The sequence below is a fragment of the Olleya sp. 1-3 genome (assembly GCF_002836085.1).
Classification (GTDB): Bacteria; Bacteroidota; Bacteroidia; order Flavobacteriales; family Flavobacteriaceae; genus Olleya; species Olleya namhaensis.
This window is the reverse complement of the sequence record NZ_PJBW01000001.1, coordinates 115,642-135,234: the sequence shown is the minus strand read 5'-3', so window position 1 is coordinate 135,234 and position 19,593 is coordinate 115,642. Positions and strand designations below refer to the sequence as shown.

Below are 19,593 nucleotides of genomic sequence, written 5' to 3'. Positions count from 1 at the left end.
TAATGAAAGGAATAGTTTTTACAGAATTTTTAGAATTAGTAGAAGAGAAGTTTGGTCTAGAAATGGTAGATAATATTATCACTAGCTCTACATTAGAGTCTGAAGGTATATATACCGCAGTTGGGACATATAGTTTTTCTGAAATGCTTCAATTATTAACCCATTTAAGCGAAAACACTGGGATTTCCATAGATAACTTATTATTAGTTTATGCAGAGCACTTTTTTAGTGTGATTGAGAACAGTTACCCAGGACTTTTGGCGACTTATAAGGATCCTATCGAGATGATATCTTCTATAGAAAATCATATACATGTCGAGGTTAGGAAAATTTATCCAGATGCAGAATTACCAACGTTTGAAGTTGTTGAGAAAACAGAAAACTCTTTAATAATGATTTATACCTCAAGCAGAGCCATGCATCATTTTGGTTTAGGGTTAATGAATAAGACGTTTGCTCATTTTAATTCGACAGCAACAATAGATTTACAAAAAATTAAAGAAGACGGAACGGAAGTTAGATTTGTTATTCATAAAAATTAATGAGTCAAAATCAATCAGAAATATTAGAACGTGCTTTAAAAAGGGAAAAGGCAGCGAGAAAAGCTGCAGAGAAAATTCTTGAAGAAAAATCAAGAGAACTTTATTTTACCTCCCAAAGATTAGAGCAGCTAGTAGACGAGAAGTCCTCGCAGCTTGAAGGTGTTTTCGAAAACATTATAGATGCATACGTGGTTATGGATTTGAAGGGTAATGTAATTAAGTTTAATGAAGCTGCCACAAAATTATTTGGATATGATATTAGTGTAGAGGATATAAACGTTCAAAACCTAATTTACAAAAAAGACTACCAATACGCTATGGAATCCTTCATGGAGTTAGCTGATAAGGGTTTTTTTAAAGATTATGAAGCAAGGGTTTACACTAAATCTAAAGAGGTTAAATGGGTGCACATCAATGCTAGTGTTATTTTTGATAAAGCTAAAAAACCAGTAGCAGCTCAGGGAGTGGTTAGAGATATTACAGATCAAAAAAAATCTGAAGAAAAATTAATAGAGTCCGAAAACAGATTAGCATCTCTTGTTGTTAATCTTGACAGCGGAATTGTTTTAGAAGATGAAAACAGAAATATTGTACTTACCAATAATAAATTTTGTGAGCTTTTCGGAATAAATGCAAGTCCAAAAGATTTAGTTGGAATAGACTGTAAAGCTGCATCAGAGCAAAATAAAGTATTGTTTAAAAATCCAGAGGCTTTTATAGAGCGCATGCGTGCTATTGATGCGGATAAAAAAGTAGTGCTTGGTGATGAGTTGGAGATGTTGGATGGTAAAATTTTAGAACGGAACTATACGCCAATTGTAATAGGAGAAAAATCTAAAGGATATTTATGGACTTTTAAAGATGTAACTTTAAACCGAACGTATAGAAAAAGTCTAGAGGCGCAAAAACAAAAGTATTATAATATTATCGCCAACATGAACCTGGGTATGGTGGAAGTTAATAAAAATGAAGAAATATTAATGGTTAATCAGAGTTTTGAAAGAATGTCTGGTTATTCTCAGGAAGAAGTTAAAGGTAAAAATGCTAGAGAGCTATTTGCTATAGATGGTGGGTCTGATATTGTTTTAGAAGAAAACAAGAAACGATTAAAAGGTCAATCAAGTTCTTATGAACTTAAAGTTAAAAACAGAGCTGGAGAAGTCAAATATTTATTAATAAGTGGCGCTCCTAATTATAATATAGATGGAGAGGTTATTGGATCTATCGGGATACATTTGGATATTACTGAAATTAAAAATTTAGAACTTCAAAAAGAAAATTTATTAGCGAAATTAGAAAAAAGTAATGACGAGCTTCAAGAGTATGCACACATAGTATCTCATGATTTAAAATCGCCTTTACGCAGTATTAATGCTTTGGTTAGTTGGTTAAAAGAGGATAATAAAGGGATTTTAGACGACGCAAGTCTCCAGAATTTTGGACTTATTGAGTCTACATTAGAAAAGATGGAACAGCTAATAACAGATGTTTTAAATTACTCTAGTGTTGGAGCTGATAACAGTATAAAGTCAGATGTAGATTTAAATAACATGGTTAATGAGTTGGTTAGCATGTTGTACATACCAGATCATATAAAAATTGAAACAAAAAGTGACTTACCAATTGTAAAAGGAGATAAAACCAAACTACAACAGGTGTTTCAAAACCTAATAAGTAATTCCGTTAAGTTTATAGATAAAGAGTGTGGTAGCATTATTATTGATGTAGAGGATTTAAAAAGTCATTATAAATTTTCAATTAAAGATAATGGAATTGGTATTGAGAAGAAATATCACGATAAAATATTTAAGATATTCCACTCGTTAAAGAAAAGTAAGGATTCTTCAGGAATTGGATTATCTATCGTTAAAAAAATCATCGCCCTACACGAAGGCGATATATGGCTAGAAAGTGAGCCAAACGTCGGAACCACTTTTTATTTCACATTAAAAAAAGAACAATGAAAACAGTACAGTTAGTAAAACATAAAAATAAAGATTGGGAGTATGTTATCGAAAAACAAGACTTAAAAGAACCGTTGGTTTTAGTCTTTGGTAATAGATACATGTTAGAGGATAAAGCAGTTTATGAAGATATTAGACAATTGTTTCCTGATGGACATATTGTTTTTGCATCTTCTTGCGCAGAGATTTCTTCAAATACCGTAAATCAAGATAGTATTACTATTACTGCTGTTGAATTTGAAAAAAGTAAATTTATAATTAAAACCAGCAATGTTTTAAATGCGGATTTAGACAGTTACAAAACTGGAAGCGATCTAATCAAGCAATTACCTCAAGAGGGTTTAAAATATGTCTTTGTAGTCTCTGAGGGTAGTTTTATTAATGGAAGTCAGCTTACCAAAGGAATGAGCTCTGCTACTGAGGACAATTTAGTAATTACAGGAGGTTTATGTGGGGATGATGCACGTTTTGAAAAAACTTTAGCAGCCTATAATGAAAACCCTAAAGAAGGAGAGTTGGTAGCCATAGGTTTTTATGGTGATAGCTTAGAGATTTCTTTTTCAATCCATGGCGGATGGACGCCTTTCGGTCCAGAACGTATTGTTACCAAGTCTAAAGACAATATTTTATTTGAATTAGATGGGCAACCCGCTCTAGATTTATACAAAAAGTATCTTGGAGACAAGGCTAAAGATTTACCTGGCGCAGCGCTATTGTACCCTTTAAATGTGACTTCTACGGACGAAAGTCAATCTATAGTTAGGTCTATTTTAAATATAAACGAAGAAGAAAATGCAGTGATTTTAGCTGGAGATATTAAGGAAAACTCTAAAGTACAGCTAATGATGACTAATGTAGATAATATTGCAAATGCATCAGAGCGTGCTGCAACACAAGCTTTACAGTACAGAAAAAACAAACCGGAACTAGCAATATTAGTAAGTTGTATTGGTAGAAAGTTAGTATTAGACCAACGTGTTGAAGAAGAAATAGAAGAGGTTATTGAGGTTATAGGTAATGACGCCGTAACTACAGGGTTTTATTCTTACGGAGAAATTGCCCCTTTTCATGGAGAGACTAGTTGTCAATTACATAATCAAACAATGACGATAACGCTAATAAGCGAATAATGAATTCATTATTAAAAAGACAAATTCGAAAATACTTAAATGACGAATTAAAAAACAACAGTGATTTAACTGAGTTTTTTGATGCTATTGATAGCTCGTACCGTAATTTTGATGAGCAATCTAGCATGATTCAGAGAGCTATGGCTATTAGTTCTGACGAGTTGTATGCGGCAAATAGAAAATTACAAAACGAAGCAGAAGAGCAAAAAGAAGTTATTGATAAACTTAAAAGTGTAATTGATACTTTAAAATTTTATAATTTAAAAGAAGACGAACAAGCGGATGATGTGGAGTTAACAGGTTCTAATTTGGTGGATTTTATTGATAACCAAACCAAAGAAATTGTTAAGATGAATAAACAAAAACAGTCCATGTTAAACGAGCTTGCGCATCAAAACCAAGAGCTAAGTGACTATGCGCACATGGTATCTCATGATTTAAAATCACCGTTACGTAGTATAGATACCTTGACCACCTGGTTGGCACAAGATTATAGTGAGATTTTTGACGATAACGGAAAACAGTCACTACATCTTATTAGGACTAATGTCGAAAAAATGGACACCTTAATTAGTGGTATTTTAGAATACTCTACTATTGGAAAAAACCAGATAGAAGTATATGATGTGGATGCTGATAATCTAGTTCAAGAAATACTAAAAAGCACACAGATACCAGAGCATATTAGCATTACAAAAACTAAATTACCTATAATTAAAGGGGATAAATACAGATTGCAACAACTGTTTCAAAACCTTATAGGTAACGCTATAAAATACAACGATAAAGACCAAGGAGTTATTAAAATTGGTGTTGAAGATCAAGAAGATTCTTGGCAATTTCACATAGCAGATAACGGAAAAGGTATTGAAGAGACCTACTTTAATAAAATCTTTAAAACCTTTGAGAAGTTAGAGAATAATCCAGATTCTTCTGGAATTGGATTATCTATTGTTAAAAAAATTGTCGAATTATACGGTGGTAAAATATGGCTTGAATCTCAGGTCAGTATTGGAACCACGTTTTATTTCACTTTAAAAAAAGCCCCAAATGGAACAGCCTAACCAATCCTACATTGACAGCTTATCTGGAGACGATAAAGCCTTCAAACAAAAATTAATAGACATTATAAAAAGAGAGTTTCCAGAAGAGAAACAAATTTATTTTGATAACTATAATGCTAAAAATTATAAATTAGCAGCGGACAATGTGCATAAACTTAAGCATAAAATTAGTATTTTAGGGCTCGAAAAAGGATATGAAGTTGCTGTAGCATACGAGTTAAGTCTTGAAGATGGTAAATCTGATGAGAAAGAACAGTTTGAAGCTATTTTAACAACGATTACAAAATATCTGGTAGACCTTTAAATCCAAACTATGAATTGTATTGTTATTGATGACGAAGCAACAGCTAGAATGATTATTTCTCAATTGTGCTCCAATGTGCCAAGTCTTAATGTTTTAGAAGATTTTCCTAATGCAATGCAAGCCATAAAATACTTAAATCAAAATGAGGTGGATTTGATTTTTTTAGATATACATATGCCTGATTTTACAGGCTTTGATTTTATCGAAACACTTAAAAACCCACCAAAAATTGTACTAACAACATCAGATCCTAATTTTGCTATACAAGCTTTTGAATATGATTGTATTGTAGATTATTTGGTAAAACCAGTTACGCAAGAGCGTTTTCAAAAAGCAATTGATAAGGCTGAAGCTATACAAGATGCACCTGTTAAAACGGTGTCAGAGTCTGAAAAAGTAGAAACGTCCTCTGGTAATGACTTGTATGTTAATATTGACAGACGTTTAATTAAAATAGATATTCCAAGTATTTATTTAGTAGAAGCTAAAGGCGATTATATCCAAGTTAAAACTGAAGATAAAAATTATACAGTGCATTCTACTTTAAAGAAAATTGAAGAAAAATTACCTGATAGTTTATTCTTAAAAGTACACCGTTCTTATATTATTAATATTAAAAAAATTATTGATATTGAGGACAACAGTGTGTTAATTAAAAAGGACGTTATTCCTGTAAGTCGTTCTAACAGACCAGAGCTGATGAAGCGTTTAAACTTGCTTTAATGCGCTGATTTTTATCATTTTAAATATTTTTAAAATAGTATTTCCTGAGGTTTTTTAATCGAGGAAGTGCTTTTTTTGCGTTTAAACTATAATAAATATCCGATTAAATGCATCTAAAGCGGTTTAACTTAGTGTTTAATCCATTCGTCGACACTTAAAATTGTGCTAATCGAAAAACAATAATTCTGGCTGCCTTTCAAATTAGTTTTGTCATCAAATAAACCAATCACGATGAAAAAATTAGCAATTATCACAGCAGTATTATTAAGTACATTTTTAATGTCATGTTCAGTTCAAGGAGATGATTTAGATATTCCAGAAGAATATAATGCAACCGTTGAAAATGTAGAATATTCAGAATTAGATTATCAAATTGCTGAGTTAATTAATGCTTACAGAATATCGGAAGGTTTAACACCTTTAAATATTTTAAATGCAGCTTCAAAAGAAGCTATTTCCCATAACCAGTATATGGTTGGTCAAGGTGCTCCAAGTCACGATTATTTTTATGTGCGTTCTCAAAACTTAAAAGATGCTGTTAATGCAAAAACAGTTTCAGAAAATGTAGGCTATGGTTTTAGTTCTGCTGCGTCTATAGTAAATGCTTGGTTAAATAGTGAGGGGCATAGAGAAAATATAGAAAATCCGGACTTTACAGATTTTGGGATTTCAACAAAACAAGACGCCGAAGGTAAAAATTACTTCACTAATATTTTTGTTAAGCTATAATCTTAAAAGCGCTTGTCTACAGTTAATTACCATTGGTCTATACTTAGAACACATCAATCGAAAAACAACATTTCAAGCAGGTTTAAAAAGTAAATTTGTATTGTAAACAAGAAACATACACCCCATGATAACAAAACTACACACTTTTAAAAAACAAATATTAGTACTTGCTGTACTACTTTTAGGTGTAACAAGTCAGGCGCAAGACACGCCTTTTGATTGCGATTTTAGTGCGTATTTGTTTCAGTATAACGATGTTTATGCAATTGATTTAGCATCAGGTAATTCATATCTTGCTGCAAGAGATATTACACCAGGTAATATTAATGCAACAGCTTATAATCTTGCAGATGGTTTTATTTGGGGGTATTTAAGTTCGCCTTCAAGCACAATAGTTAGAATTGGGAATGATTTTTTAACAACATCATTTACAATTCCAGAATTACCTACGGGTAATAAATATGTTGGAGATATCAGCCCAGATGGCATTTACTATTTTAAAGCCGGAGGAACTAGTTATTATAAAGTGGATTTAAATCCAAACTCTCCTACTTACACACAATATTTATCTACAGAAACGTTATCACAAAACATAAGTGTACATGATTGGGCATTTAATGCAGTTGATGGTAACTTATATGCAGTAGAAAAAAATTCAAATATTTTATATCGTATTAATCCAACAACTAGTGTTGTTGAGGCTTTAGGTGAAGTGCCAATATTATCAGGATTAGACTATACTTACGGTGCCGTTTATTTTGATGCAGACGGTCGTTTTTATGTTTCTGCAAATCAAACGGGAACGGTTTACGTAATACAAAGTGTTCAAGATGTAACACCAAGCGCTACAATGGATTCTAATTTATTTGCTTTTGGACCTTCAAGCGCTAGTAATGATGGTGCACGTTGCCCATCTGCTCCTGTATTACAAGAAATTTGTGACAATGGAATTGATGATGATGGTGATGGGTTAATTGATTGCGAAGACCCTTCTTGTTCTGGATTTGGAAATTGCGAAGTGATTGCACCTCCAACAACAGCTAACGATGGTGGTTTAGAAAGTAACGGAAGATTGTCTGAAGCCATTAACAAAAGAAATTTTAACCGTGCTAAAACCAGTTATAAGTTTGATCAAAAAACAGCAAAGCGTGTTACTAAAGATACTAGTCGTCAAACAGGTAGTGCTTACAGAACAGCAAACAACAGTTTTGAATTACAAGATTTTGTGCCATTAAATACAATTAATGAAGACTTTGCAGTAGAATCAACACCTACAGATCTATTAAATATTACTAATGCAACAGAAGTATATTCAGTAGACTACATGCAAAATGGGGCTTCTATCGCTTCGGTTTTAGCCTTAAAAACAGAAAATGGGGTTTATGAACACACTAAGTATATTTGCGACAGGTTATTGGGAGCTGAATTAATTACTGTGTCAACGATGGATATTAACGATCTCGCTTTTATCAAGTCTATTATAAAAAACGAAGATGGTAGTTTTGAGTATGTATTAAGCTTATCCGCTAAAGTTGAAAATAGTGATGCTAATTTTGCAGTAGAGTCGCACTGGAATTTAGATTTATATGAAACGGATGTTACATTTTATAACTTTCAAATTTGGTCAGATTCGATAGACGATTTATACAGTTTAGCACAAGAGGTTCTAAACTTATTAGATACTGAGAAACCAATTTTAGATTACCAATTGTCAGCACCTCCTACAGTTTTTGTTAGAAAAGGACATTATAATAATGGGGCTTTAGATCTTCAAATTATAAATACCAATGCAACAACAATGGTAAACTTTGATTCTGGTTTTAGAACAACAGAAACTAACGATTTTAATTACACAACGTCTAACCTAGATTTAAACGAAAACTATATTACAAACATAACAGTGCCAACAGGACACTTGTTTGATATTGGTTTTAGAATAGGTGATGGTGTTAATACACCTGATGATTTATTTATGTCTGATGGACCTTGGGGAGTTGATGATTCTGAAGCTAGTACAACAGTAAACAATTATCAAATCTCAGAAAACACAATGACTTTTGATGATCAAGATTTTCCAATAGAAAGAAACGTAGCACTAAATGCTACAACTAGCACTTATGTTGCTGCATACCGTGCATTAACACCGCGTTTTAAAGCAGTAGATGTGTCTGAAGATTATAATAGTTTTAAGCTAAGAGCAAGTGGTACTGGTAATTTAGAAATTACTTTAGTAAAGGAAAGTATTACAGTTTGGGAAGAGCAATATAAAACAACAATTGCTTTAACGGAGGATTTAGAAAGTTATGCAATCATGTTTTCAGAGTTTACATCGACTTTAAATACTGAGTTAGAGGCTAATGATATTGTAACTATTGTGTTTACAATGGTAAGTACTGATGGGGTAACTACGACTAAAGAAATGAATTTACAAGATGTTCGTTTTTCAAGAGGTAATAGTTTATCGGTAAACGATTTTGAATCGCAAACAATTAATACGCTTGCAGCATACCCAAACCCAATGGTGGACACTTCAAGTATTCAGTTTGTGTCTAATCAATCGGAAACGGTACAGTTGGTTATATATGACCAATTAGGTAAAGTAGTACTTAATAGAACAGTAAAAACACAAGTAGGTAAAAATCAGATTGCAATAAATGGAGAACAATTTAGTTCAGGGTTGTATATCTGTAAATTATCAAGCACAAATGCACACTATAATCCCTTAAAGCTATTGGTTAAATAGCGCTTTCATTATAGTTTTGATTGATAGATGTGGAAACCTAAGAACTAATAATAGCATTTTACGATTGGTTTCTGCTAGGGGCAAAAGAGAAATCTTTTGCCTTTTTTTTGTTAAGATAATTATTTAGTATTTATAGTGTTAACTATATCTGTAAGAGCATCTTTAGTTATTGGTTTTACTATAAAGTCCGTAATTTGCTCATATTCTTTTGCTTTTTGAGTATCCGCTGGATCTATAGATGAGCTGACAATGTATAAAGTTATTTTTTTAGAGTTTTCAACCTTAATAAATTCATCTAAAAATTGCCATCCGTCCATAATAGGCATGTTTAAATCAAGTAAAATTAAATCTGGTATATTTTTTCCAGACTTTATAATGGCTTTTAATCCAATTATAGCTTCAGCACCGTTATTATAGATGGTAAAATTGTTGCAAAAATTTGTTGCTTTTAATATTCTTTTGGCTGCAAATATAAAAATGCGATCGTCATCAATTAAGCAGGTGGTGTCAATGTGCTTCATGTTTTAAATGTATTGTAAACGTTGTTCCTTCATTTGGTTTGCTACTTACGTTAATTTTTCCGTTCATAGCTTCTACTTGATTTTTTGTAATATAAAGCCCTAAGCCTCTTGCTTCTTGATGTTTGTGGAATGTTTTATAAAGTCCAAAAATTTTCTTTTTGTGTAAATTCAAGTCAATCCCAAGCCCATTATCCGATACTGTTATTTTTATAAAATCGGTGGTTTGTTGGGCGCTAATATTAATTACAGGTGTTGCATCAGGTCTTTTGTATTTAATACTGTTAGATATTAAATTAAATAAAATACTATCTAAATAAGCTGGTATAACTAGTACATATATATTGCTGTCTATACTTATGTTTATTTTAGCATCCGTAGCTATTATACTAGCTTTAAAATTAGCTAAAGCAGTATGTGTTGTTTTTAATAAGTTTACCGCTTTTAAATCTTTACTTTCTTTGGAGTTTATTATGGATACCTCATTTAGATTACTAATCGTTTCGCTTAAATTATTTACAGCCTCTTCTATTAAGGGGAAAAACTCGTTTTCTGTACATTCTGGTAAATCAGTTTTCATTATATCTAATAACATTTCTAGATTACCAGAATGTGATCTTAAATTATGAGAGACGATATGTGCAAAATTTAAAAGTTTTTCATTTTGACTTTTAGTAGTAGTTAGTAATGTTTCTACTTCTTTATGGGCGACTTTACGTTCTGTTATATCTATTAAGTGAGAAATAAAGTGTACAGGTTTATTGCTTTCGTCTCTTAATATAGATATCGATAAAATGCAATTTATATACGAACCATCTTTTTTGATATACCGCTTTTCACATTCAAACTTGTCAGAAACCCCATCTATTAAATTTTTAATATTGGCAGGGATAATATCTATGTCTCCAGGATGAGAAAGTTTATTTATTTTAAACCCGGTAAGTTCTTCTGCAGTATAGCCTAAGTAGTCACAAAAGGTTTTGTTTGAGGTTATTATTTCGCCCGATAAACTTACCAAAGCCATGCCATTTGGAGCATGTTCAAAAGTTGTGCGTATAAGTTCTTCTTTTAGTTTAAGCTCATTTAGCGTATTGTTCTTTTCAGTAATATCTTGTAATACACCAATTACTTTCTTTGTTTTATTATCTTCTATTACAGGATAAGCAACAATACGGACCCACTTTATGTTGTTTTTTGCTGTTTTTAATTGAAATTCTCTGTCGTAAGATTGTTGGTCATTAACAGCCCTAGCAAATAATAGACTAATTAAGTCACGATTATACCCTTCTAAAAAAAAGTTGACGCCCTCTTTTATGTTAGGTTGATAGTCTTGTTCTACCTCATGTATGGTTTTGGTCATTGCACTCCAAATAACGGTATCCGTTTGTAGGTTTACTTCCCAAGAGCCAATTGCAATATCTTTTTGCAAGGAGTCCATGTAGGTTAATGAAGTCTTATCTTCAGTCTTGTGTTTTTGAAATAACTGATTATAGAGCTCTTTCATGGTTAAGTTGTTTGTTACTAAAAAGTTAGGGCTTTGTAGTGTTGGATTGATTGTTTTTAGCGAAAACGTAATTGGTTGATTACAAATATAATATTAAGTGTAGTTTAAATGTGAAATAATCCGTTAAAAAACATCTCTTTTGTGGCTTTTTTTTTATGAAATATGTAATTGTATAGATAAAACATTATGTTATTAGTATTTTACAAAATGTATTTTAAGTTATTTTGTAGTGCGAAAAGCATTCGGTTTTTGTGAAATTTGATTTAATTTTTCTTTTTTTTAATAGTTGTACCTTTAATACTTAAAACGTAATACTAATGGGTAAACAAATAACATTAAAAGACGCTATTTCTATTGGGATTGGAGGCATGGTTGGTGGTGGTATCTTTGCTGTTCTAGGATTAGCGGTGTCATTAGCAAAAGGAGGAACACCTGTTGCCTTTTTATTTGCAGGTATTATTGCATTATTAACAGCCTATTCTTATGCTAAATTATCCAGGAAGTTTCCTGAAAATGGGGGGACGGTTAGGTTTGTGCATCAACAATTTGGAAACGGAGTTTTTGCAGGAGGAATTAATAACCTGCTTTGGATAAGTTATATCGTGATGCTAGCTTTATACGCATCGGCATTTGGGTCTTATGCAGCCGAGTTATTTTCCATTACAGGAGAGAAGGCAATGGATGTGCGTATCTGTCAAACCTTTATAATTATATTAGCCTTAGCCATTAATTACCTAAGTGTAAGTTTGGTTGGGCGTATTGAGTCTGTCGCGGTTATAGTAAAGTTGTTAATATTAGTTGCTTTTATAGGCCTTGGATTTTATGGATTTTCCTTACACCCAGAAAATTTACATCAATTACAGCCAAGTAATTGGGAAAGTCCTTTTTTATTACTCTCAGGAGGAATGGTGATTTTTGTAGCCTATGAAGGTTTTGAGCTAATAGCCAATTCTATTTCAGACTTAAAAGACCGTGAGAAAAACACAGAAAAAGCCTATTTTGGAGCAGTCGGTTTTGTAGTGGTTTTATACATATTAATTGCAATAGTTACCGTTGGGTCTTTACCTTTTGAAAAAATAGCAAGTGCTAAAGATTATGTTTTGGCACAAGCAGCAGCGCCTACTTTAGGGCAGATAGGATTTACTATTATTACCATTACAGCTTTGATTTCTACTTTTTCTGCTATTAATGCAACCATTTTAGGAAGTGGACGCGTAAACTATGACATTGCTGAAGATCAAGAGTTACCACGTTATTTTTGCCATATTTTTTGGGGCAAACCTATTGGGTATTTAGTAACTGCAATTTTATCCATTATATTGGTTAATGTCTTTAATCTAGAAAGTATTTCTACAGCTGGAAGTGCGGGTTTTTTATTGATTTTTTGTCTAGTTAACTATATAGGATTTAAAAAGTATCAAGAATTAGAGTCTAAAAAAAGCATACATTTAATAGCTAGTGTATTGTGTCTGTTAGCTTTTTGTACGCTTATTGTCCAACAATTTGAAACTAATGTTACTGGAGTGCTAGTCGCCTTAGGTATTATTGTGTTTTGCTTTGTAATGGAGTGGGTTTATAAAACGGTTGGCTTTAAAAAGTAAGTAAGTCTTCTTCTTTTTATAGTGACGTAAAACATCCTGAAGTTGTATATTTAGGCAACAAAAAGTAACCTTTTATATATTTAAAACCACGTGAGATTAAAATACATACCAGTGTTAGCGTTAACTATTAGCTTAATTTGTTTAGGATGTAAAGAGGTAGATGCTAATCAAGAAACGACTCTAAATTTAGCAGAAACTAAAAATAGACCGACGTTATTTGGAGACGGTATTATCTCAACAGGATTGTATCAACGTGATTTAGCTGTTTCTCCCGACGGGAATCAATTAATGTATACTTTGGGAGATTATAAACAACAAAGAAGAAGTTTAGTACAACTCAATAAAGTTGCTGGGGTTTGGAGTAAACCTGAATTAGTTTCTTTTTCTGGAGTTTATCAAGATATCGAACCTTTTTATACAAATCAAGGGAATACCTTGTTTTTTGCATCCAATAGACCAATTAATAACGATAATACACGTAAAGATTATAATATTTGGTATAGTCATAAGACTGAAGGTAAATGGGGCGAGCCAAAACCATTGAACAATACTATAAATACAACAGAAGACGAATTTTACCCTTCACTAAGCAACAACGGGAATCTTTATTTTACGGCAACAAAACCGGAAGGGATAGGTAAAGAAGATCTTTTTGTGTCGAAAAAAGTAAATGGAGTTTATCAAAAACCGTCGGTCTTAGACAGTACCATAAATACAAAACATTACGAGTTTAATGCTTATGTTAATCCAGAAGAAAATTTGTTGATTTTTAGTTCTTATGGACGGGCAGATGGCTTTGGTGGTGGCGATTTATATTATAGTTTAAAAGATAAATCTGGTCGTTGGAGTCCATCAAAAAACATGGGAAAAGACATTAATTCTGATAAGTTAGATTTTTGCCCATTTGTAGATGTTAACCGCAACACTTTCTATTTTACAAGCGAAAGAGTTGTAGTAGATTCATCTAAAATAAATTCTATAAAAGAATTTAAAGTGATGGCTAATAGGGCTCAAAATGGCACAGGTAATATCTATTCGATAGGATTAGACGCATTGCATTTAGAGTTGTAATTTTAATAGCTCTTTTTTTAATTGTATTTTGACACAACTTGTCATTTTGAAAGATGACGACTTAATATTTTTTCTTTTTGAAAATTTAACAGAATTAAAACTACCCCAAATTAAACCTTCTTGGATTTAGAAAGTCTTATGTTTTTAACCCTTTCTTGATTTTGGAAAAAAGACACGTTTTAAAACTAAAATTACAACAACCACTAGTGTTGTTAGTTATGTTCTGTTTATTAGTAAGCTGTAACAATACTAAAAGTGATGTTGTGGTTGCAAACAATACAAATATTCCTGTTTACAACTTTGACCAGTTAGAACCTTTATTATATACAGATAGTAGCAAAACCTACATTGTTAATTTCTGGGCCATGTGGTGCGCACCTTGCGTTAAAGAGTTACCATATATCCAAGCCTATGCGGATAAACATCCTGATGTTGAGGTGTTATTAGTCAGTATGGATTTTCCTAAGGATATTGAAACCAAACTAAAACCATTTTTAAAGCAAAAAAATATCACTAACAAAGTGGTGATTTTAGACGATGCCGATGCTAATACTTGGATAAATAAAATAGATCCAAATTGGTCGGGTGCCATACCGTATACTATTATTTTTAATAATACAAAGCGCGGATTTTTTGAGCGCTCATTTGAAAGTGAATCTGATTTAGAAACTGAAATAAATAATACAATTAATAACTAATTTAAGATGAGAAGAATAACTGCAGTATTATCTATGATTGCTATATGTGCAATTGTACTAGTGTCTTGTAAGGACAAAGAGAATCATAAAAATGACACCGCTTTAGAGCAAGGTGATCATAAACATGGACCGGATGGTAAGCATCCTGATGGAGATCGTAAAGGTCCTCCACATGGAGGTGACAGAAAAGGACCGCCAAAAGGAGGTAGCCCAGAGCAAACTAAAACTTTAGAAGAAATTGGAGGGTATAATATTGGAGACGTTGCAACTGATTTTAGTCTTAAAAATGTAGATGGAACAATGGTGTCTTTAGCAAGTATTAAAAATGCTAAAGGATATATTGTGACCTTTACTTGTAACGAGTGTCCTTTTGCAAAATTATACGAAGACCGTTTAATAGCATTACATAACACCTATGCACCACAAGGCTATGCTGTAATAGCAATTAACCCAAATAGTCCTGAAAATGAAAAAGAAGGTTATGCAGCAATGCAAGCAAGAGCTAAAGAAAAAGGATTTCCGTTTGTCTATTTAGTAGACGAAGGACAGAAGATCTATCCACAATACGGAGCCGTAAGAACACCGCACGTATTTGTATTGGATAAAGATCGTAAAGTCCAATATATTGGTGCAATTGATGATAATTCTAAATCGCCAGAGGATGTAAAAGTTAAATATGTAGAAGATGCGATTAAAGCATTAGAAGCTGGTAAAAAACCAACGGTTACTCTAACAAAAGCAATAGGTTGTCCAGTAAAAGCGAATAGAGGATAAATTAATAGCACTATCCTTTACTAAAAAACACAAGCGTGAGGCTTGTGTTTTTTTTATGTCTTATTTTAAATATTATTTATTTTAATCCCTAAATACAGGCTTTTCAAATAGTAACCATTTAAATCTTAAACCAATTTCATTAAAAGTAAATCCAGCAGCAGTTGCAGACGCAATGTTACTTCGTGTACCAAATAAGTTTGCCATACAACGCTCTGAGAATTTATAACCTAATTTACCTTGTATTCTGTAAGTACTTTGACTACTGTCATCTTCTATATATTGTAATCCTGTAGCTGCAGTTAACTCGTAAAACCATTCTTTAGGTTTTGCGATGTTTTCATCTTTAATCAGGTTTGCAAAAACCTCTACCGCATTAAACGTTTCTGGAGAGAAATAGACTGTAGGTACTTGGTTTTTAAACGTAATATATTGGTAGTTTAAACCCGCCTTAAGCGATGGTTTTGGTAAGATATTGTAGTATAATGAGGTAAACAATAAGTTTCTGGCATTACTATCACTTTGGCTTGTGTAAAAGTACTGCGTAAACCAACCCAAGTTAAAATTAGTGTTTAAACTGTAGTTAGCATAAAAGTTGTTTTGTACAATTTCACGATCTAATAATTCAGCATTAAAACTCTGTAATTCGCGTTTATAACCAATAGTTAAATCTTGTAATTTAAAAGGCTTAATATTAAAAGAGACATCCGTTAATAACTGTGTATAGTCGTTAGTTGTTGCTTTAGCAGAAGTGATTCCTGCTGTACCTTTGAAAGTTACGTTTGGTAGTAATTGGTAAGAAAGACCAAAGCTTGCGTCATGCGATGTTGCTTCGTTGTTAGTCACTGGGTTATTTGTACTTCTATAGTTGTAGCTTCCTAAAAGTTTAAATTTTGTTGAAAACGGAAACTCTAAATTATTATTAAAAGCAAAAGCTTCGTTATCTCCATTATCAAAGGTGTAAGATGCTTTTCCTTCGTAAAAAGGGGTAAATGTTGTGTTTAGGTTTTTAATAAAGTTAGAAGCATCCTTTTGGTTGTCGTAAAATTTTAATGTGTTTTCGGCAGAGGTGTAAGCTGCTTCATATTTACCTAAAGCTTTTAATGCATTAGCATTTCCAAGGTTACCATCAAATGATGTGCTATCGTTAACCAAAATTTGGTCGTAATCTTTAACACTCTTTTTAAAATCACTTTTATAAATATTAAGGGTAGCACGCAATGCTAGTACCCAATTTTCATTAGGTTTAGTCTCAACTATTTTCGCGATAAGCGTATCTGCAGTTTTAAATTTTTTATTCCAAATTAAAGCTTGTGCATAACGCTCTGTAGTTTGTTGTGTTAGGGTTGCATCTGTTGTATCGTCTAAACTATCATATGCTTGTTGACTTAATTGTAAGGCGTCTTTTTCTTTTCCGTTTAAGTGAGCGACTAAAGCAGAACCGTTTAATGCTGTTATTTTGTTTTCAGGATTTTTGGCTAAAATGTCATAGGTTGCTTTGGCATCGTCTAATCTGTTGGCAATTAAATAGAGGTTGGCTAAGTTTAATAACGTGTCTTTGTCATTATTAAACAAGATTAGGTTTTTCTTTAATAAAGCTTCGGCTTCATCATATTGTCGCGCTTGTTGCTTCTGGTATGCGTAACCTAAATACATGTACTTTTTAGAGGTTAATGCATTTGGGTTTCCTGGTAAAACGGTTAACGCTTTATCGACATAGGTTAACGCGTCTTCGTATTCTTTTAAATTAGAAAGTGTGTTAGCATAACTTAATAAGGCCGGAAAACTTTTCGGGTCTTCGTCTATTAGGCTTTTAAAATAGGTTTTTGCTTTCGGAAAATTACTATTCCATAATAATGATTCGCCATAATTTAATTTCACCTCAAAATCTGTTGGGTAATCTGCTAATAGATTTGTAAAAAGGGTGTTGGCTTCTTCTGGTTTTCCGTTTAAACCAATAGCACGACCATAACATAGTCTTGCTGTTTTATTGTCGGCATGATCTTTTAAGATGGTGCTAAAAAACGTTTCCGCTTTAGCGTATTGTCCAGTTTCTAGATAAGTAAAGCCTTCTTGCATGTCTTGTGCATAGCTAAAAACAGAGGTTAAAAGTATAATAAGTAGGTGTATTGATTTGATTTTCATGTTCTGGGTTTTAATCAGTTGCAAGTTAAGCATTCATTTTGATTCATTCACCTACACCAATGGTCCACTCGTCGAAATTCAACTGAATCTGAGAGGTTTGAGTTGCATCTTTGTATCAGAAATAAAGCAAAACAATTTAAAAATTACATTTATGGCACTTACAATATTTAGAAACGATAACACATTTATATTAGATGGTAAAATAAATGCAATGACAGCAAGACGTTTTGAAAAGCATGTTAATACCACTTTTAAGACTATAAAAAACTTAACGATTGATATTAGTAAAGTTACTGAAATTGATACAAAAGGTGTTGCTGCTTTAAAGGTTATTTATAAAAAAGCAAAAACTGAAAACAAAACGTTTTCTATTGTTGGAAGCGGTTGTAAAGATATATATGAGGAATTATTAACCATGAATATCGCATAACCCAAGTACAAAACAAATCCCAAATCAAACCTATAACTATTATAAAATCTACTATTATGGCATTTAAAATTACACAACAAGACAACACAGTTACTTTAGAAGGAACATTAAATACTAAAACAGTAAATAACTTTAAAATACATTTTGGATTTATTTTAAATGCTTTTAAAAATGTGACTTTAAACATTGATAAAGTGACAACAATTGAACCATGTGCGATGCAAATATTAAAAGCAATGTATGTTAATGGTGTTGTAAACCAACAGATGTTTTTTGTGGAAGGTAATAGAAGCGAAGAAATTTATGAAGCTTTCCAATACCCACAAGTAGCCTAATTATTATTATCCTCTAAACCACTAATCAGATGCAAGTTTTATCTCTTTTAAAATCGAAAAAAATATCTCCAGAGCAATTGTTTATGCTAAGTGTATTGGCAGTAAACGGAGGGAACTACTTGTACAATCTTATTTTAGGACGTGTATTAGGGCCTGCTGAGTTTGCAGATGCTGCTGTACTGATTACCTTTTTATTAGTATTGTCTTTTGTAGCCATGACGTTTCAGTTAGTGACTGCTAAGTTTTCTGTAATTTTTGAAAACGAGACGTTTACTAATTTTGTCTCTAAAATTTATAAAAACGCAACGTTTGTTGGATTAGGATTAGGGGCTTTAATTATTGTGTTTGCAGGACAATTACAAGCGGTTTTTAATACGTCATCGTCTAGCATGTTTACCATTTTTGGAATAGGAGTGCCACTTTATTTTTTAATGAGTGTTAACAGAGGGGTATTTCAGGGTAAAAAGGAATTTAAATCATTATCAATTACTTATCAAGCTGAAATGCTAAGCCGATTAGTAATTACGTTAGCCTTGATTTTTTTACTTGATGTACAGTCATCGGTTGTGATTGCTATCGGAATTTTAATCTCTTTTGGATTTGGTTTAGTGCCTTTCAAATTTAAAAACTTAAACTTTAAAAAATCAATTGCTATTGAAGCTAGCCAATCTAAACAGGTTAAAAGCTTTTTTATAATTACAGCGTTTTATGAGCTGACACAGATTATAATTAACAATAGTGATATCTTATTAGTAAAACATTACTTTGATGCTTACGATGCGGGATTATATGCATCATTAGCCTTAATAGGTCGTATTGTGTACTTTGTAGCTTGGATGTTTGTCATGTTATTATTGCCAACCGTGGTTCAGCTTAAAAAAGAAGGTAAAGCAACAGCGCCTATTTTATTTAAATACGTTGGTTACATCGCAGCAATTGCCACAGCAATAGTTATAGGTTGCGCTTTGTTTCCAGAAACCGCAATTACCTTATTGTTTGGAGATAGTTATTTAGCAATGGCTCCACTTTTATGGAAGTACGCTTTAGCAACTGGTTTGTTTGCTATCTCAAACATATTTGCTTATTACTACTTGTCTTTAGATAGATATATTCCTGTTGTGATCTCTGGAGTTTTCGGAATGTTACAAATGGGCTTAGTTATCTTTTTTCATGAAAGTTTAGAGCAAGTAGTACACATGCAAATTATAGCAATGGTGTTACTGTTAGTTATCCAGGTAATCTTCTTCATGTTTGATTCTAAACTGAAGAAATAAAAATGAATTTATATTAAATTAGTCTTTACATATAAATTAAACGGGAA

18 protein-coding genes are annotated in these 19,593 nt (G+C 32.2%); 15 read left to right on the top strand and 3 right to left on the bottom strand.

Features of this window, described 5'->3' with window-relative positions:
- The first annotated feature begins 2 nt into the window (after window positions 1–2).
- The 8 genes from CXF54_RS00495 to CXF54_RS00460 all read left to right on the top strand — a co-directional run bounded on the left by CXF54_RS00495 (window position 3) and on the right by CXF54_RS00460 (window position 9,199).
- Window positions 3–542, top strand: coding sequence for a heme NO-binding domain-containing protein (locus CXF54_RS00495; RefSeq protein ID WP_090836532.1), 540 nt, complete (start codon window positions 3–5; stop codon window positions 540–542).
- Window positions 542–2,506, top strand: coding sequence for a PAS domain S-box protein (locus CXF54_RS00490; RefSeq protein ID WP_101202010.1), 1,965 nt, complete (start codon window positions 542–544; stop codon window positions 2,504–2,506). Before CXF54_RS00495 ends, CXF54_RS00490 begins: the two co-directional genes overlap by 1 nt.
- Window positions 2,503–3,636 carry an FIST signal transduction protein gene (locus tag CXF54_RS00485; RefSeq protein WP_101202009.1) on the top strand — a complete coding sequence of 378 codons (1,134 nt, stop codon included), beginning with the start codon at window positions 2,503–2,505 and terminating at the stop codon, window positions 3,634–3,636. Before CXF54_RS00490 ends, CXF54_RS00485 begins: the two co-directional genes overlap by 4 nt.
- Window positions 3,636–4,700 (top strand): sensor histidine kinase, encoded by a 1,065-nt coding sequence (locus CXF54_RS00480; RefSeq protein ID WP_101202008.1) that lies wholly within the window; start codon window positions 3,636–3,638, stop codon window positions 4,698–4,700. The genes CXF54_RS00485 and CXF54_RS00480 overlap by 1 nt, the downstream gene beginning before the upstream one ends.
- Window positions 4,687–5,004: a histidine kinase gene (locus CXF54_RS00475; RefSeq protein WP_090836524.1), complete on the top strand. Its 318-nt coding sequence runs from the start codon at window positions 4,687–4,689 to the stop codon at window positions 5,002–5,004. The genes CXF54_RS00480 and CXF54_RS00475 overlap by 14 nt, the downstream gene beginning before the upstream one ends.
- A 9-nt stretch (window positions 5,005–5,013) precedes the next feature.
- Window positions 5,014–5,727, top strand: a complete 714-nt coding sequence (locus CXF54_RS00470; protein ID WP_090836522.1) for a LytR/AlgR family response regulator transcription factor — start codon at window positions 5,014–5,016, stop codon at window positions 5,725–5,727.
- 231 nt (window positions 5,728–5,958) lie between these two features.
- Entirely contained in the window at window positions 5,959–6,456 is a 498-nt protein-coding gene (locus CXF54_RS00465) for a CAP domain-containing protein (protein WP_101202007.1), read from the top strand.
- 124 nt (window positions 6,457–6,580) lie between these two features.
- Complete coding sequence (locus CXF54_RS00460) at window positions 6,581–9,199, top strand: DUF6923 family protein (protein WP_101202006.1); 2,619 nt, start codon at window positions 6,581–6,583, stop codon at window positions 9,197–9,199.
- 119 nt (window positions 9,200–9,318) lie between these two features.
- On the opposite strand, the gene CXF54_RS00455 is transcribed toward CXF54_RS00460, so the two are convergent.
- Together CXF54_RS00455 and CXF54_RS00450 are read right to left on the bottom strand one after the other, a co-directional pair.
- On the bottom strand, window positions 9,319–9,720 hold the full coding sequence (locus tag CXF54_RS00455) for a response regulator (RefSeq protein ID WP_101202005.1): 402 nt from the start codon (window positions 9,718–9,720) through the stop codon (window positions 9,319–9,321).
- Window positions 9,707–11,221 (bottom strand): sensor histidine kinase, encoded by a 1,515-nt coding sequence (locus CXF54_RS00450; RefSeq protein WP_101202004.1) that lies wholly within the window; start codon window positions 11,219–11,221, stop codon window positions 9,707–9,709. The genes CXF54_RS00455 and CXF54_RS00450 overlap by 14 nt, the downstream gene beginning before the upstream one ends.
- Window positions 11,222–11,538: 317 nt before the next feature.
- On the opposite strand from CXF54_RS00450, the gene CXF54_RS00445 reads away from it, so the two are divergent.
- The 4 genes from CXF54_RS00445 to CXF54_RS00430 all read left to right on the top strand — a co-directional run bounded on the left by CXF54_RS00445 (window position 11,539) and on the right by CXF54_RS00430 (window position 15,365).
- Entirely contained in the window at window positions 11,539–12,822 is a 1,284-nt protein-coding gene (locus CXF54_RS00445; protein ID WP_101202003.1) for an APC family permease, read from the top strand.
- Between the two features lie 90 nt (window positions 12,823–12,912).
- Complete coding sequence (locus CXF54_RS00440) at window positions 12,913–13,893, top strand: exo-alpha-sialidase (RefSeq protein ID WP_232782541.1); 981 nt, start codon at window positions 12,913–12,915, stop codon at window positions 13,891–13,893.
- 161 nt (window positions 13,894–14,054) lie between these two features.
- Entirely contained in the window at window positions 14,055–14,591 is a 537-nt protein-coding gene (locus tag CXF54_RS00435) for a TlpA family protein disulfide reductase (protein WP_232782539.1), read from the top strand.
- Window positions 14,592–14,597: 6 nt separating this feature from the next.
- The gene (locus CXF54_RS00430; protein ID WP_232782537.1) at window positions 14,598–15,365 is read left to right on the top strand and encodes a thioredoxin family protein; all 768 of its coding nucleotides are present in this window, start codon (window positions 14,598–14,600) and stop codon (window positions 15,363–15,365) included.
- Window positions 15,366–15,446: 81 nt separating this feature from the next.
- Here CXF54_RS00430 and CXF54_RS00425 read toward each other — a convergent pair whose 3' ends face one another.
- Window positions 15,447–17,507, bottom strand: coding sequence for a tetratricopeptide repeat protein (locus CXF54_RS00425; protein WP_101202002.1), 2,061 nt, complete (start codon window positions 17,505–17,507; stop codon window positions 15,447–15,449).
- A 151-nt stretch (window positions 17,508–17,658) separates the two neighbouring features.
- On the opposite strand from CXF54_RS00425, the gene CXF54_RS15665 reads away from it, so the two are divergent.
- The 3 genes from CXF54_RS15665 to CXF54_RS00410 are packed head-to-tail and all read left to right on the top strand — an operon-like array spanning window position 17,659 to window position 19,546.
- Complete coding sequence (locus CXF54_RS15665) at window positions 17,659–17,937, top strand: STAS domain-containing protein (protein WP_157823361.1); 279 nt, start codon at window positions 17,659–17,661, stop codon at window positions 17,935–17,937.
- 56 nt (window positions 17,938–17,993) lie between these two features.
- The gene (locus tag CXF54_RS00415; RefSeq protein ID WP_101202001.1) at window positions 17,994–18,272 is read left to right on the top strand and encodes a hypothetical protein; all 279 of its coding nucleotides are present in this window, start codon (window positions 17,994–17,996) and stop codon (window positions 18,270–18,272) included.
- Window positions 18,273–18,301: 29 nt separating this feature from the next.
- Window positions 18,302–19,546, top strand: a complete 1,245-nt coding sequence (locus CXF54_RS00410; protein ID WP_090836504.1) for an oligosaccharide flippase family protein — start codon at window positions 18,302–18,304, stop codon at window positions 19,544–19,546.
- Window positions 19,547–19,593: the final 47 nt, after the last annotated feature.

What these genes read in the sequence shown, in the direction of transcription:
- CXF54_RS00485 (WP_101202009.1), top strand. Translation starts at nt 2,503, where the DNA reads ATGAAAACAGTACAGTTAGTAAAACATAAAAATAAAGATTGGGAGTAT.
- CXF54_RS00490 (WP_101202010.1), top strand. Translation starts at nt 542, where the DNA reads ATGAGTCAAAATCAATCAGAAATATTAGAACGTGCTTTAAAAAGGGAA.
- CXF54_RS00410 (WP_090836504.1), top strand. Translation starts at nt 18,302, where the DNA reads ATGCAAGTTTTATCTCTTTTAAAATCGAAAAAAATATCTCCAGAGCAA.
- CXF54_RS00425 (WP_101202002.1), bottom strand. Translation starts at nt 17,507, where the DNA reads ATGAAAATCAAATCAATACACCTACTTATTATACTTTTAACCTCTGTT.
- CXF54_RS00445 (WP_101202003.1), top strand. Translation starts at nt 11,539, where the DNA reads ATGGGTAAACAAATAACATTAAAAGACGCTATTTCTATTGGGATTGGA.
- CXF54_RS00430 (WP_232782537.1), top strand. Translation starts at nt 14,598, where the DNA reads ATGAGAAGAATAACTGCAGTATTATCTATGATTGCTATATGTGCAATT.
- CXF54_RS00450 (WP_101202004.1), bottom strand. Translation starts at nt 11,221, where the DNA reads ATGAAAGAGCTCTATAATCAGTTATTTCAAAAACACAAGACTGAAGAT.
- CXF54_RS00495 (WP_090836532.1), top strand. Translation starts at nt 3, where the DNA reads ATGAAAGGAATAGTTTTTACAGAATTTTTAGAATTAGTAGAAGAGAAG.
- CXF54_RS00415 (WP_101202001.1), top strand. Translation starts at nt 17,994, where the DNA reads ATGGCATTTAAAATTACACAACAAGACAACACAGTTACTTTAGAAGGA.
- CXF54_RS00475 (WP_090836524.1), top strand. Translation starts at nt 4,687, where the DNA reads ATGGAACAGCCTAACCAATCCTACATTGACAGCTTATCTGGAGACGAT.
- CXF54_RS00465 (WP_101202007.1), top strand. Translation starts at nt 5,959, where the DNA reads ATGAAAAAATTAGCAATTATCACAGCAGTATTATTAAGTACATTTTTA.
- CXF54_RS00480 (WP_101202008.1), top strand. Translation starts at nt 3,636, where the DNA reads ATGAATTCATTATTAAAAAGACAAATTCGAAAATACTTAAATGACGAA.
- CXF54_RS00470 (WP_090836522.1), top strand. Translation starts at nt 5,014, where the DNA reads ATGAATTGTATTGTTATTGATGACGAAGCAACAGCTAGAATGATTATT.
- CXF54_RS00455 (WP_101202005.1), bottom strand. Translation starts at nt 9,720, where the DNA reads ATGAAGCACATTGACACCACCTGCTTAATTGATGACGATCGCATTTTT.
- CXF54_RS15665 (WP_157823361.1), top strand. Translation starts at nt 17,659, where the DNA reads ATGGCACTTACAATATTTAGAAACGATAACACATTTATATTAGATGGT.
- CXF54_RS00460 (WP_101202006.1), top strand. Translation starts at nt 6,581, where the DNA reads ATGATAACAAAACTACACACTTTTAAAAAACAAATATTAGTACTTGCT.